9 protein-coding genes are annotated in these 15,331 nt (G+C 43.0%); 8 read left to right on the top strand and 1 reads right to left on the bottom strand.

What is annotated here, in order from left to right:
* Positions 1-137: 137 nt before the first annotated feature.
* From NSQ66_RS17405 to NSQ66_RS17375, 7 genes are all read left to right on the top strand, one after another.
* Entirely contained in the window at positions 138-371 is a 234-nt protein-coding gene (locus tag NSQ66_RS17405) for a hypothetical protein (RefSeq protein WP_076141908.1), read from the top strand.
* A gap of 776 nt (positions 372-1,147) precedes the next feature.
* Entirely contained in the window at positions 1,148-4,258 is a 3,111-nt protein-coding gene (locus NSQ66_RS17400; RefSeq protein ID WP_141118629.1) for an ATP-binding protein, read from the top strand.
* Positions 4,259-4,261: 3 nt separating this feature from the next.
* Complete coding sequence (locus NSQ66_RS17395; protein ID WP_076142601.1) at positions 4,262-5,353, top strand: response regulator; 1,092 nt, start codon at positions 4,262-4,264, stop codon at positions 5,351-5,353.
* A gap of 148 nt (positions 5,354-5,501) precedes the next feature.
* A complete protein-coding gene (locus tag NSQ66_RS17390) occupies positions 5,502-9,881 on the top strand; it encodes an Ig-like domain-containing protein (protein WP_339279322.1) in 4,380 nt (1,459 codons plus the stop codon).
* Positions 9,882-10,043: 162 nt separating this feature from the next.
* Positions 10,044-10,583: an ankyrin repeat domain-containing protein gene (locus NSQ66_RS17385; RefSeq protein ID WP_076142456.1), complete on the top strand. Its 540-nt coding sequence runs from the start codon at positions 10,044-10,046 to the stop codon at positions 10,581-10,583.
* A complete protein-coding gene (locus tag NSQ66_RS17380) occupies positions 10,564-10,938 on the top strand; it encodes a DUF4180 domain-containing protein (RefSeq protein WP_036688100.1) in 375 nt (124 codons plus the stop codon). The genes NSQ66_RS17385 and NSQ66_RS17380 overlap by 20 nt, the downstream gene beginning before the upstream one ends.
* Before the next feature lie 19 nt (positions 10,939-10,957).
* Positions 10,958-11,332: a DUF1801 domain-containing protein gene (locus NSQ66_RS17375; RefSeq protein WP_141118621.1), complete on the top strand. Its 375-nt coding sequence runs from the start codon at positions 10,958-10,960 to the stop codon at positions 11,330-11,332.
* A gap of 129 nt (positions 11,333-11,461) precedes the next feature.
* Here the strand turns inward: NSQ66_RS17375 and NSQ66_RS17370 are convergent, their stop codons facing one another.
* On the bottom strand, positions 11,462-12,394 hold the full coding sequence (locus NSQ66_RS17370) for a helix-turn-helix domain-containing protein (protein ID WP_256719439.1): 933 nt from the start codon (positions 12,392-12,394) through the stop codon (positions 11,462-11,464).
* Between the two features lie 143 nt (positions 12,395-12,537).
* Between NSQ66_RS17370 and NSQ66_RS17365 the strand changes: the two genes are divergently transcribed.
* Complete coding sequence (locus NSQ66_RS17365) at positions 12,538-15,291, top strand: glycoside hydrolase family 2 (RefSeq protein WP_076216094.1); 2,754 nt, start codon at positions 12,538-12,540, stop codon at positions 15,289-15,291.
* Positions 15,292-15,331 lie beyond the last annotated feature (40 nt).

Below are 15,331 nucleotides of genomic sequence, written 5' to 3'. Positions count from 1 at the left end.
AGGATAGAGATTGTATAAAAGCGGCGTGTTCTTCACGACCTATAGTTGCTATTATAACGAGTGCTGAGGATTTCTTCAATGAGTTACTGTGTATAAGGATGACGAATCCGATTAGGTTTTAGTTGAAGGAAGCTAGCATGGTGAACGAGCTGAATTTGCTGAAGTTACTAGTTACTCTAAAAGCGGATTCTTCCCCCGCGCGGCCGCATGGCTTTTCTAGGACGATCATCATGTGGTTACTGATCCGCAAAAATGGATTACGTGCTCTGCGCAATATCATTATTCATTTTCGAACGTTGCGGACCGTATTGCAGCTATTCGTACATTTTCGCTCGTATTCCAAAAGTTACGGACTGCAAAGCTCTTATTAGCTGCAAATCGACTCAAAATGGGGTAGTTATGAGCGAATTGTTGCAACTGAGTCCGATAGCGTGGCAAAACCCTCATTTTTCAGCAAATAAGGTCTCCTGAGTCCGCATGCGCGCGGTGTAAGTATTCAGAGTTCCCAACGACGTCAGAATTGTCTATCTAGTCCAAGTCGTCAGATTATCATTGTGTCCATGTCTTCCATGTCCCAAAGTCGTGTAACTCCAGCATGAACGGACCGTATTGCAGCTATTCGTACATTTTCGCTCGTATTCCAAAAGTTACGGACTGCAAAGCTCTTATTAGCTGCAAATCGACTCAAAATGGGGTAGTTATGAGCGAATTGTTGCAACTGAGTCCGATAGCGTGGCAAAACCCTCATTTTTCAGCAAATAAGGTCTCCTGAGTCCGCATGCGCGCGGCAGATACATTCGAGTTGCCAAAGTAGCACAAGTCGCCCAACTGGTCCTTTAATTTCGTCATTAAACTCATCAAGCTCATACCGTCGTCCTACTCATCATGCTCATACCGTCGTCCTACTCATCGTGCTCACACCGTCATCCTACTCATCATGGTCATATCAGACCATCTTTTCATACAAGTCCCGCTTTTTCAGAAAAAAATCCTAATAAAGGCCCATTACTTTGTCGAATTGTGAAGGAAATTAGAAAATTTTATAGAATTATCTATGTTCATCTAAACTTTTTACTCTTCAACACGTGTTGCAGGATGGCCCTGGTGATTGCTGCAGCTTTACTCTTCCATAAAAGGGGCCGATACGATGCTCAAAAGGACATTACTTATCTATCTGATTGGTTTAATTTTATTATCTGCGATTCCTCTATCCATTCTTATGGGTCACGATAAACAAGGGAGTCACCTGCAAGTGCAGCATGGAGTCATGGATCTCGCAAATTGGGATTACGAACAGGATAAGATTATCAAGTTAGACGGTGAATGGGAGTTTTATTGGAATCACTTATTAACTCCTGAGCATTTTAGGGCGGGTAGCGCAGATATACCTGCTTCTTCAGCTTGGATGGAGGTGCCCTCCCGGTGGAACGGCAACATCGTTAATGGAAGCCCTTTACCCGCCTTCGGTTCCGCCACCTATCGGATGGTTCTAAAAAACCTGCCCGTAAGTGGGGTATTCGCCTTGAAAAAAACAAATATCCGCTTTTCAAGCAGGATTTTTGTTAATGGACAGTCAGTTATTGAGGATGGTAATCCTGCTGCTAATGAAGCTGATTATCGGTCAGGGAATATCCCGCAGATTGGGCTTTTTTCGTCTGATAAGGGAGATGTAGAAATCATAATTCAAGTCTCCAACTTCGATTATGTAAATGGGGGCATTCCGGTTTCTTTATCCTTTGGTGAGGAAGCAGCAATGATGGAGGTTCAGCAGAAGAGTACGGCCCGTGAATTTAGCACCGTTGCTATTTTAGGCACACTTGCCCTTATCTTTTTTATCTGCTTTGGGGCAGCGTCCTTATACCGTAAGCAGGATTACTCTTTACTTGTGTTTGCGACTATTTGTTTGCTGTTTGCGATATATCATGGGTTGATCGGTGAGCGTTCACTCTTACTCTTTTTCCCTAAACTTTCGTTCATAATGCTCTACAAAGTAAAGGATATAAGCTCCATCTCCTGCTTTATTGTGCTCGCAATATTTTTTTACCAAATGCACAAAAGCATAATATCTTTAAAATTCACTCAAGCCATAACGATTGTTTTAGGCAGCTTTATAATTCTGGTCGCCATCCTGCCGATTCGTTCTTACACGGTCATTTATCCGTATGTGATTATTTTATATGAGCTGATGTTAATTTGGATGTTATGTAGAGTGGCCACCCTGTATATCAGAAGCGCAGAAGTAAATAGAATCAAATTGCTGCTGATGTTTATGGCGATTCTAGCTATTAATCTATATTCCATAGATATTATTCTGTTTGCTCTTTCTATAAAAGAGAACCTTTGGCTCGGGCAGTTTTACATTGTGGCTTTTAATATCATCATGATCGTGCTGATTGTTCTACGTTTTTTTGAAGCCTACCATACCATAGACGAGATGAAAAACCAGTTGATCGGGCTGGATAAAATTAAAGATGAATTCCTTTCCAACACCTCACATGAACTAAAAACACCTCTGAATGCCATAGTGAACATTACAGCTACGCTGCTGGATGGGGTTGAGGGTCCAGTTAATGAAAAACAAGCGCAGAATCTAGCGATCGTAATCGGGAGCGGCAGAAGATTAACACATATGGTAAATGAACTACTCGATTATTCCAAAATGAAGTACGGAGACATCACATTATACAAAAGCAAACTGGATTTGAAAGCCGTTGTTGATTCCGTCATTGGCATTCATTCTTTTCTGCTCGGAGAAAAGTCGATCCTGCTCGTTAACAGAGTCGCTTCGAATTTCCCTATGGTGAATGCAGATGGCAATCGCCTGATTCAAATTTTCCACAACTTGGTTGATAATGCGATTAAATTTACGGAACAGGGTGAAATAGAGATTAGTGCCAGAGTTATTCAGGAGTGGGTGGAAGTACGTGTGGCAGACACAGGTTTGGGAATCTCACCGGAAATGCAGGAGCGTATTTTCAAAGCTTTTGAGCAGGTGGATGAGGCGGAGATTCATAGTCATGGTGGAACAGGACTCGGATTAAGTATTACTAAGAAGCTAGTAGAACTGCATGGCGGGAACATAGCTGTGGAATCTACAGTGGGAAAAGGTTCGGTGTTTATTTTTACACTTCCACGGTGGGATAAAGCGGTTAAGCCAATCACGAGACCAACCCTTAAGGCGGCACATTCTTATAAAGAATTAAGTTTCTCCCATGGTGGTTATCCCCTTTATATCAAAGGCGAGATCGATGAGCCCATTTTAGTAGTGGACGATGATTTTGCCAATCTGCAATCTATGATCAATCTGTTTAAGCTGGAGAAATATTCTATTGTGGTCGTCAATCGCGGGCAGATGGCACTTGAGGAGCTAGCGAAAAATACAGATTTTTTTCTGGTGGTACTGGATATTACCATGCCGGACATTTCGGGTTATGAGGTTCTGCAAAAGATTAGAGAGAGATTTACTCCTTTTGAATTGCCTGTGTTAATGTTGACGGCCAAGAACAGGGTGAGCGATATGAAGATGTCCATGGATAACGGTGCAAATGACTATGTGGGAAAACCTTTTGAAGCTGAAGAGCTAATGGCACGTGTTAAAAGTCTGACCCGATTGAGAGCTTCCGTGAAGACTGCCAAAGACGCTGAAATTGCTTTTTTACGATCCCAGATCAAACCTCATTTCTTATACAATGCTCTGAATTCAATTGCTGAACTATGTGTGGAAGAACCTGAGAAGGCCGAAGAGTTGACACTGCAGCTGTCACAGTATTTGCGAAGCAGCTTTGATTTCAAACAACTGGATTCACTAACTAGTCTGGAGAATGAGATTGAGCTGGTAGAGGCTTATATCAATATTGAAAAAGCACGCTTCGGTGCCAGATTAAATGTGGAATATGATGTGAGAGTAAATACGGATTACCGGATTCCTCCGCTGATTCTACAGCCTTTGGTCGAAAATGCAATAAGGCATGGCCTAATGTCCAATTTGCGGGGTGGCACGGTAAATATATCTGTAAAGGAATTAGAGAATTCGCTGATTAGCTTTATTGTGGAGGATAATGGATCTGGAATGAGTGAGCATAAATTGAAAGAAGTAATGAAGTCAGATGTAGATAAAAGAGGGGTGGGGCTGTGGAATATCAGTCAGCGCATCAAGCTGTTATATGGAACAAATATTCATATTCAAAGTGCTGAAGGATTAGGCACAACGGTATCTTTTGAAATTCCAATACAGCAGCTTAAACGGATGGGAGGTTAAGGCATGCTGCGAGCGATTATTGTAGATGATGAGGAGTTATCGGTAAAACGCCTGAAGCGGATCTTATCGCAGAGCGGAGAGATTGAAGTCTATGAGACGTTTTTGGATCCAGCGGAAGCCTATGCTTTTGCGAAGGCCCAACCGATAGATGTAGCTTTTTTGGATATTTCTATGCCTGAGACGAATGGGATGAAGCTTTCTAGCCTTTTGCATGAATTGGATGAATCGATAGATGTGGTTTTTGTAACCGGATTTGATGAGTATGCGCTGCAGGCTTTTGACCTAAGTGCAGTGGATTATCTTTTGAAGCCTGTAACTGCGGAGCGGTTGTCTAAGACGTTAGAGAAACTCAAAAAAATGAATCGAAATACAACGGCTGAGCCTACGTTAGAAGTTTTTTTGTTAAATGGTTTAAAAGTGTACCGCAGAACGCAGAACAGAGAGCTAATCAAGCTGAGAAGTCCAAAAACAGAAGAATTATTTGCTTTTCTGGTTAGTAAAGGAACGGTTAGCCGGGAGGAAATTATCGACACGTTGTGGAGCGGATTGGAGCCTGAAAAAGCATGGAAGAATCTGAACTCGACGCTGTATTATATTCGAAAAGCAATCGGCGCCAATTATATAAAAGCAAGCAGGAACGAAATTCATGTAGTAGAGAGCAGCATTTATTGTGATCTGTATGAATTTGAGCGATTGTTAAAGCAAATCAGGCAAACCTCTGAAAGACATGTTGAATGGATGATTCAAGCAGAAGTTTTATACTCAGGAGCATTACTCAAAGGAAAAGCTTATGAATGGGCTAGTAGCAGGACCCGGAGACTCGAGCATGAATATATAGGATTGCTGGAGCTGGCTGCAAGATTTCATTTAGAGCAGAATCAGCAGCATCAAGCACTGCATTATTTTGGAGAAATATTAAAATTAGATTCCTTGCGAGAGGACATCTATCATGAAATCATCAACTTATTAATTGAATTAGGGAGAATGAATGAAGCACAGCGGAAATTTGGCCAATTGGAAGAGATGTTGCAGCAAGAGCTCGGAACAACACCCGATCCTAAACTCAAAGCGTTAATGAAACAGAAGTTATTGTAATGGAAGGAACCTTCGAATGGATGGTTATCGAGGGTTCTTATTTTGTTTATTTTTTGTTTATCTTAATTTTGTATAATACTCTCGATTATTGTCGAATTAATGACATGATTTATGCTAGAGGGGGAAATAGAGTTTGAAGCCATCATTTATGAAAATAGGCATTAGTATTTCGTTATGTACTGGACTTGTGGTGCAGGGGGTGGGTCCTATGCAAACTCCAATCATAAGTGCAAAAGCTAGTTTCGGTTGGATCGAGAATAGCCCAGCTATAATAACGTCCATCAATGAAGATGACTATTCCAACGCAGGGGTTGAGGTAGCCAGCTTTTTGACAGGAAAAGTATCGGATCCAGCGTCAACAGGGATTGCTGTAGTAGCTTTAGATAATACCAAAGGGGCCTGGCAGTATTACAACACGGTGGGAAGAATTTGGTATAATATCGAGCCGGTGTCGAACAGTAATGCTTTTCTGCTGCTGAAATCGGAGAAAATCCGTTTTGTCCCGGCTAAAGACTGGAACGGAACTGCTTCCATTAGCTTTAAGCTATGGGATACGACAGCATCAGGTTATCAAAATTATCAAAAAAATGCGAATACCACAGTATCTGCCGCGTTCAGCTCAGATCCGGGTATAGCCGTAATTACTGTAAATCCAGTGAACGATGCACCTTATCTGACAGAACTAAATGGTGGGGACTATCTTAGTTTTGACGGTAACGGGGATTATGTGACCTTCCCGGATCAACGGATTTATGGGAATTCTTTTACAGTTGAAGGATTTTTGAAGGTAGATGCTTTTCAGACCTGGATGAGATTTTTTGAATCATCGATCGCAGAGCAGAACCACAATATTTTTGTGGGTTTTAACGGCAAACGGATGAATTTCACTGCCTACACTAATAAGGGAGATATTAATGTCACTGAGGATTTCCCGATTTCTAAATGGGTTCATGTCGCGATTGTTTATGATCACAGTCAGAAAAAGGGACGGATTTATTGGGATGGTGTACTTAAGGCAGAAGGGGCTATGGATTTAAGTACTGTAGGCAACGTTGCACGTCCGAATAACTGGCTTGGAAAAAGCACGTGGAGACAGGACGGAGATTATAACGGTGGAATGAGAGACGTGAGGTTCTGGAGTAAAGCCAAGACTCAAAGTGATATTGTTCGAGAAATGAATGTCGACTTGACAGGCTCGGAGCCTAATCTGGCTTTAAACTATAAATTAGCGAATAGCAATGATGGGAATGTCGCTATTAATACTTCTGGTCTTCCCCTTAAGAACGGTACAATTACTGGGGCAACCTGGAAGCAGGACACAGGTTTTATGGGGAATACTACAACCGATAAAAACAAGTCGGTCTCACGATCCTTTAAGGTCCTCGATGTGGATGGAGATGACCTACAAGTATCAGCTACTTCCTCGAATATGCTCTTAATTCCGAATAATGGACTGAAAATAAGTGGAAGTGGTGAGCAACGAACTTTAGAAATAACACCCGCAGCGAATGCTTTTGGCACCAGTGTGATTTCAGTCAAAGTAAGTGATGGAACATTAAACAACACCTACACTTTTAATGTGACGGTAAACAATACGGGGGATGTAATTGTAACCGGAGTGTCTTTGGATAAACCATCACTGAGTTTAACACAAGGAGAAGCAGGGGACACACTTAGTGCCGTAGTAACACCTGCTGATGCCACGAACAAAACAGTAAATTGGAGCTCTAGTGATGAAACTGTTGCAACCGTTGTAAACGGAGTGGTAACTCCAGTTGGCGTTGGAACAGCGATCATCACGGTAACGACTACTGATGGAAGTTTTACTGCTTCGTCTGTAGTAAATGTGAGTGCCCCAATCCCACCCGTTGTGGACGTAACTGGAGTGAAGCTAGATCAGGAAACACTGGAATTAACAGCTGGAGAAGCTGATGGACTCCTAAAAGCAACAATAGAACCTGCCAATGCAACGGATAAAGACGTGATCTGGAGCTCCAGCGATGAGACAGTCGCGACCGTAGTGAACGGAGTAGTAACTCCGGTTGGAGAGGGTACAGCAGTTATTACGGTAACGACGAAAGATGGAAGTTTTAAGGCTTCAACCACAGTTAGTGTAAGTGCTCCAATCCCGCCGGTTGTGGACGTAACTGGAGTGAAGCTAGATCAGGAGACACTGGAATTAACAGCTGGAGAAGCTGATGGACTCCTAAAAGCAACAATAGAGCCTGCCAATGCAACGGATAAAGACGTGATCTGGAGCTCCAGCGATGAGACAGTCGCGACCGTTGTGAACGGAGTAGTAACTCCGGTTGGAGAGGGTACAGCAGTTATCACGGTAACGACTACTGATGGAAGTTTTAAGGCTTCAACCACAGTTAGTGTAAGTGCTCCAATCCCGCCGGTTGTGGACGTAACTGGAGTGAAGCTAGATCAGGAGACACTGGAATTAACAGCTGGAGAAGCTGATGGACTCCTAAAAGCAACAATAGAACCTGCCAATGCAACGGATAAAGACGTGATCTGGAGCTCCAGCGATGAGACAGTTGCGACCGTTATAAACGGAGTGGTAACTCCGGTTGGAGAGGGTACAGCTGTTATTACGGTAACGACGAAAGATGGAAGTTTTAAGGCTTCAACCACAGTAAATGTAGCCGCTCCTAAGCCACCTAGCGTTATCGTAACTGGGGTGACTTTAGACCAGACAGAACTTAACTTAACGGTGGGTGAAGGCGACGGTAATCTACAAGTTACAGTAGCACCTGCTAATGCGACAAATAAAGGTGTGATCTGGAGCTCCAGCGATGAGACAGTAGCTAAGGTTGTTTATGGAGTAGTAACTCCGATTGGTGAGGGAACAGCCATCATTACGGTAACGACGAAAGATGGAAGTTATACGGCTTCTACAACCGTCACTGTGAAGGCTACTGTTAAGCCAGTTACAGCACCAGGAATTCCAACATCTGTAACTGCAACTGCAGAGAATGGTCAAGCAATCATCACCTTTATACCGCCGGTGAACGATGGAGGCAGCGAAATCACAGGATATATTGTAACTGCTAATCCGGGAGGTTTGACGGTTACGGGAACTGGAAGTCCGCTGACAATCAGTGGTTTGACGAATGGAACAAGCTATACCTTCACGATACAGGCAATCAATAAAGCTGGCATCAGCGAATCCTCTGCTGAGTCCAATGCAGTTGTTCCTAGCACTTCATCTGGTGGTGATGTTGTTGTTCCGTGGCAACCAACCCCATCAGCAACTCCGGCACATGTGGTAAATGATGCTACCATCCTAATCAATGGTAAAGCGGAAACAGTGGGAACCGCAACGAATGGTAAACGGAATGAGCAAACGTTAACCACCATTGTGTTAGATCAGAAGAAGCTAGAGGACAAGCTCGCCACTGAAGGTAAAGGTACGGTAGTTTCTATCGCTGCAAATAGTAAATCTGATGTTATAGTTGGCGAACTAAACGGACAAATGGTTAAAAATATGCAGGGTAATCAGGCAATTCTTGAGATCAAAACAGGAAATGCGACATTTACACTGCCTGCTCAGCAAATTAATATTGACGCTTTGAACGAGCAAATCGGCAAGTCGGTAGCTTTGCAAGATATTAAGATACAGATTGAAATTAGCGCCCCTACAGCCGATAAAGTTAAAGCTTTAGAAGCAGCTGCGCAAAAAGGATCCTTTTCATTAGTTTCCTCGCCAGTTAATTTTACGGCCAGAGGTATCTACGGAGATAAGAGTATTGAACTTTCCCAATTCAATACGTATGTTAAACGTACCATAGCCATTCCTGAGGGGATGGACCCGAACAAGATTACAACTGGAGTGTATGTTGATTCCGAAGGTTCGGTACACCATGTACCTACTAAAGTGGTTGTAATTGATGGCAAATATTTTGCTACTATCAACAGCTTAAGCGGAGGTACTTACTCCGTAATCTGGCATCCGCTTGAATTTAGTGATGTGGCTAATCACTGGGCAAAAGAGGCAGTGAACGATATGGGCTCTCGATTAGTCATTGAGGGAACAGGTAATGGTCAATTTACTCCGGATCAAGCCATTACCCGTGCAGAGTTTGCGGCGATTGTTGTACGCGGTCTGGGACTTGAGATGGAACAAGCTGCAACACCATTCTCAGATGTAAAGACCACGGATTGGCATAACAGTGCGATCAACACAGCATTTGCTTATCAATTAATCAATGGTTTTGAAGATGGTATGTTCCGCCCTGATGAACATATTACCCGCGAACAAGCGATGTTAATTATCGCCAAAGCGATGAAAATTACAGCGCTACAGACTAAGCTTTCTGTTCAATCGGCTGACGTTTTGTTAGCTCCATTTACAGATAGTAGTGAGGTTTCTAACTGGGCGATCAGTGGAGTTACTGACACTTTGCAGGCAGGCATTATCATGGGAAGAAGCAGTAAAGGGCTTGCTCCAAAAGATGATATGACAAGAGCTGAGGTTGCAGAGATCGTGAAGCGGCTACTTGAAAAGTCGGATTTAATTTAATCTACTAAGCTCCAGAAATTGTGATGAAGACAGAGGATTCGTTCAAAGAACATTGAACGAGTCCTCTTTTCTTTTTATGGTTAGCCAAGCAGGAGAATGGCTAGTTATCCAGAAAAAATAACTTAGATCGTTTATACGATAATTAGAAAAGAGGCGAAATCTATGGAAATAAATCCACTCATTAATGATGTATTTCAGGCAGCAGAATCAGGCCATGTAGAACGGCTGAAAGAAATCCTGGAAGCTCATCCGTACCTTGCGAATATGGAGAATAACGAGGGTCTTACACCGCTTGGTTATGCCGCGCATTTTGGTAAAGTGGAAGCTGTTCAGGTTTTGTTAGACTATGGTGCTGACATTGATGCAGTGTCACATTCCCAAATCAGCTATATTCCATCCAACACAGCATTACATGCGGCAATTGCTGGTGAGCGAAATATGGAGGTGATCCGGGTTCTTTTGCAACATCAGGCCAAGACCAATATATTTGATAGTGATGGATATACTTCCCTACATTCTGCTGCTTTTCATACGGATAATGTAGAACTAATAGAGTTGTTAATCGAACATGACGCCGACATTTCTGCTAAAATTAAAAGTGGTGAATCTGTATGGTCGGTTGCGAATAAGCAGAGTAATCATAATGTTGCAGAATTTCTCCGCGGAAAAGGAGTAGTCTTGAATGAAAATCACAGTGGATGATAAGAATGATTCAACGGTAGCTATAATCTCTGGAGAAGAGATCATTATCAATAATGTAAGGGATGCCTTAGACTTAATGATGAATGTGAAATACCAAGGATGCGATAAAATGCTTCTGAGGAAGGAACAGATTACGGATGATTTTTTCGAGCTAAAGTCTGGAATTGCTGGTGAGATTGCTCAAAAATATACAAACTATCAGATGAGAGTTGCTATCGTAGGAGAATTTACAAGCTATAACAGCAAAAGTCTGAATGATTTTATTTACGAATGCAATCAAGGCGATAAGATGTTGTTCAAAAGTACTGAAGCTGAGGCTTTAGCAGCCCTTCATTTATGCAAATCGTGGAGATGATCCAGAGAGGAGTTATATCATGGATGAAAGTAAAATCACATATGAATCGATCGATGCCTATATTTCCGGGTTTTCGCTTGAGGTTCAGGAAATCCTTAATACGTTAAGAAAGGTGATAAAAGAGGCGGCACCGGAAGCAGAGGAAAAAATAAGCTATCAGATGCCTACTTTTGCATTACACGGAAATTTGGTGCATTTCGCTGCTTATCCCAAGCATATTGGATTCTACCCCACACCAAGTGGAATTAATGCTTTTAAAGATGAATTATCAGGCTATAAAGGTGCTAAAGGTTCCGTTCAATTTCCCATTGATAAGCCTATGCCTTATGAATTAATTAGCAAGATTGTAACCTTCAGGGTCACTGAGAATCTAAAAAAAGTTGAAGCAAAATAAGGCGTCTACTGGTATGAAATAGAGTTGTACGTCTGGCTAGGGCTGGAAGTGTGTATCCATTGTTGATCTTCTTCTTGAAGCTAGTGAACATTTGGATCCTCTTACGAGGCACTTCTTGCCTTTCTATCCTCATTGCGGACGTCGTACGAATGCCAGTATAATATCCTGGGCATAGTCCCCGAACCCACTTCCGAACAGATTTAATCCTCTTTTATTGAGTGCATCCTCCCGAATTTCAAAACGTACACGAATAGGTTCATTAAACGCCAGCTTTAAAGAGCTGATTGTAGTGGAAGATGAGAGAGAACCATTACAGCTGCTGCCCGATTTAGAGACACTCCATGTAGTAAGAGCTCCATATTCAGTTCCACTTCTCCAACGTTCAGGGGTCAGCTTCCCTTTGCGGTTACCGAAATCGGAGGGGCAAGTCCAAGTCCCGACTAACTGGTCATTGATGGATAAGCTGATATCACTGGCCCAATCCTCTCGGAACGAAGGGGCTTCTGAGCATACTTCTGCCGAAATGCGGATTTCATCCAACTCGACGCCTGGAGGCAGGGGGTTGGCAAAATAGTATTCGACATAACCCGCTTCCGCGAACCATAAGAGTGAGGCATCGACTCGTTCAGGCATGTAGAATGCTCTTGGATCATCCTGGGAGCCAATGACGCCACCATCTTTTCCAGCCATCCCACAGGACGGTTGTATGGAGCAGCGGGAGAACATGCCGATGGGCATATGTATTTCCTCGGTTTGATGCAGGCCATCCCCTAGTTTCGAAGGGAGATCGAGATGAATAGAGCGACAGGTAACCGCACAGATTTTTTCGCGATTTGCTCCTTGCGTAGACGAGATAAGTTTAACCTGTTCTAATGTCTGCACATTGATAGATATGGTTGGCTGAGCTACACCTAACGTCTCAGCTAATTGACTGACACTCATAGGCTTTTCGCCAAGGGCTTCAAGAATGCGGACGCGGACGTCACCAGACAGTGCTTTAGCTACATCTAAAATGCGTGACGCGGGATAACGTATCGTTTCTTGTGAAATATCATTCATCATATTTGTTCCTTTTCGTTTAGGATGGGTTGAGGTTATTGTACAATGAAGAGTGGATATTGTAAAATCATAATAAACATTGCGAAAATCATATACTGGTGCTAAAATGGGCTCAACTTCTTATTTTGAAAGGCTGTGCTCGCCAAATGACAACTTCTATATTAGCTTCTGAGACACTTGAGATTCCTCGATCTGAACACCCTCATCCACATTGGCAACGTCAGGAATGGATGAATTTGAATGGGCAATGGTTATTTAACTTTGATCCGAACAACGAAGGTATGAAGGCGTTATGGTACTCCAATCCTGAAATCGCTTACGATTCAATGATCACTGTACCTTTTTCTTGGGTAAGTCCCTTATCCGGAATTGGCTGCGATCAACAAGGAATCGGCTGGTATCGACGCACCGTGAATGGGCAGGCTATCGACCAACAAACACGATTGTTTTTACGTTTTGGGGCAGTAGATTATTCATGTGATGTGTGGATAAATGGAGAACATGTAGGTTCACATCAAGGTGGATATGGTTCATTTGAATTTGATGTTACACCTTACTGGGCAGCTAACAGTGAGAATAATATTGTCGTAAGAGCTGAGGATTCCGATCATGCTTATCAAGCGCGGGGCAAACAAGGATATGGAGAAATCCGTGGAATTTGGCAGCCTGTATGGCTTGAAGCACGCCCCGAAACTTATATGAAAGATGCAAAGTTTGTGACCAGTATAGATGGACAGGTGATTATAACTACAAGAATAAATTCGCATGAAACGGGTTCGGCAGATTTTACGCTGCAATTCGCTGATCATTCCGTTGTTCATACAGAGAAGCTGCAGCTTATAGCAGGGGAGAACGAATGTAAGCTGTCTATCGATATTCCCAATCCGCATTTGTGGAGTCCAGAAACTCCTTATTTATACGAAGGTGAACTGCAGCTTAGTGGATCGTTTGGTACAGATACAGTCAGCACTTATTTTGGAATTCGCGAAATTCAGACTGCCCGCTTTGACGATCGTGATTATCGGTGGATCACCTTAAATGGCAAGCCGATATATTTGAACGGCACTCTTGATCAGTCCTATCACAAGACAGGTTATTTCACCTATCCAACGGATGAAGACATGCGGGATGAAATTTATCTAATGAAACGTTTGGGACTAAACATGGTGCGAATTCATATCAAGCCCGAAGAACCCCGTAAGCTGTATTGGGCGGATAAGCTTGGCATTCTTGTTATGGAAGATATGCCTTGTTTCTGGGGTAATCCAGATGACAAAGCCAGAGCCTCCTATGAGAGTGAAGCCCTTGAGGTGATTGAACGAGATTATAATCATCCATCTATTTTTTCGTGGGTTATGTTCAATGAGACCTGGGGTTTGAAGACAGATGCTCAGAAGGCTGGCCTCACAAGTGATGTACAGCAGCAGAGTAGTTATCTTAAAGAGACACAGGAATGGGTGCGGGAGAAATATCGCTGGGCGAAGCAGCTTGATCCGACTAGAATTGTTGAGGATAACTCGCCTTGTAATTATGATCATGTGGAATCGGATATTAATACATGGCACTTTTACATTAATGGTTACGAGCAGCTGCAAGCCCACATGAATGAGGTTGTAGATAAAACATTCCCAGGGTCGGAGTTTAACTGTATTGGCGGCAACGTACAGTCAGATGCACCTCTAATGAACAGCGAATGCGGCAACGTGTGGGGGATCGAAGGTGGTGCAGGGGACAGTGATTTGGCATGGCATTACCGCTATATGATGAATGAATTCCGGCGGCATGATAAGCTATGTGGATTCGTATTTACTGAATTCCGTGATGTTACGAATGAGTTCAATGGTTATTACCGGCTAGACGGGAGCGATAAGGATTTTGGATATGGGGATTTTGTTCCGGGGATGACGATTGCGGATCTGCATTCTCCAGATTTTATCGTGATAGATGCTCCTCCATGCCAGACAGTAGAAGCAGGGCAGAGTGTTAAAGTACCTTTGCTAGGTTCCAGCTTCGCGGACAGCTATCACGGTCATAATTTGAAGCTGAAATGGGAACTGTGGTACGACAATTTGGGGACTCGGGTCACTGCGCAAAGTGGACATATGTCTGTGAAATGGGATAACTTTGGAAACACTATACTTCCTTCTTTGAACATTACAATGCCTGGTCAGGAGGCGGCTGCAATACTTGCTGTTTCTCTGATTAATGAGAAGGGTGAAGTGATCACGCGGAATTTCATTACTTTCGATGTAAGAGGCGGTAATAACACTGTATTGTTTAAAGGTGAAGGAGAATTTATAAAAATTCCAGTGGGAGCTTATACCGAACATAACTTTAAGCATCAATGGGATGCTATCCAAGGATCTAAGATTAATGGTGCTGGGCAAGGTCATTATGTATATGAGGTTACACTGCCAGATGCAGCAGATAAATCGATGATTGGTGAGATTGAGATCATGTTCGAAGCAAGTGCTAAACGATTGCTGGCGCGGCATGTTGAAGGTACGAAGCTTAATGATATGGGCTTTGATCTTATGCATGGGGCAGATGCGAGGGTGGAATATAATCCGAATACGTATTATATGACGGATGAAGAGCGTCATCCTTCCCGAGTGAACGTTCTGGTGGATGGGCAGCGGATTGGTTCTTTCTATTTACCGGATGATCCGGCTGATAGCAGAGGGATTTTGTCTTGGCATTATCAGCCAATAGCGAATAAGCTGGATGAGGCTGGATCTTACGGCTACCTATGCAAGGCAAGTGTACCGGGGCAGTTAGCAGCGAAGCTGGATCGCAATCGTGTTTTTCGTTTGGAGCTGCAAGCAGAGGACGGCGGGCTAGCTTTGTATGGCCGTAATGCAGGTCGTTATCCACTGGACTTGTTGATTCGTTATCGCTAAATAACCTCGATGTGCAAAAAAAAGCAATCCCAGCTAAGAA

Origin of the sequence: Paenibacillus sp. FSL H3-0329 (assembly GCF_037963285.1) — a bacterium.
Lineage (GTDB): Bacteria > Bacillota > Bacilli > Paenibacillales > Paenibacillaceae > Paenibacillus_AQ > Paenibacillus_AQ odorifer.
Note: the sequence above shows the minus strand (reverse complement) of the source record. Positions and strands in the feature narration are given on the sequence as shown.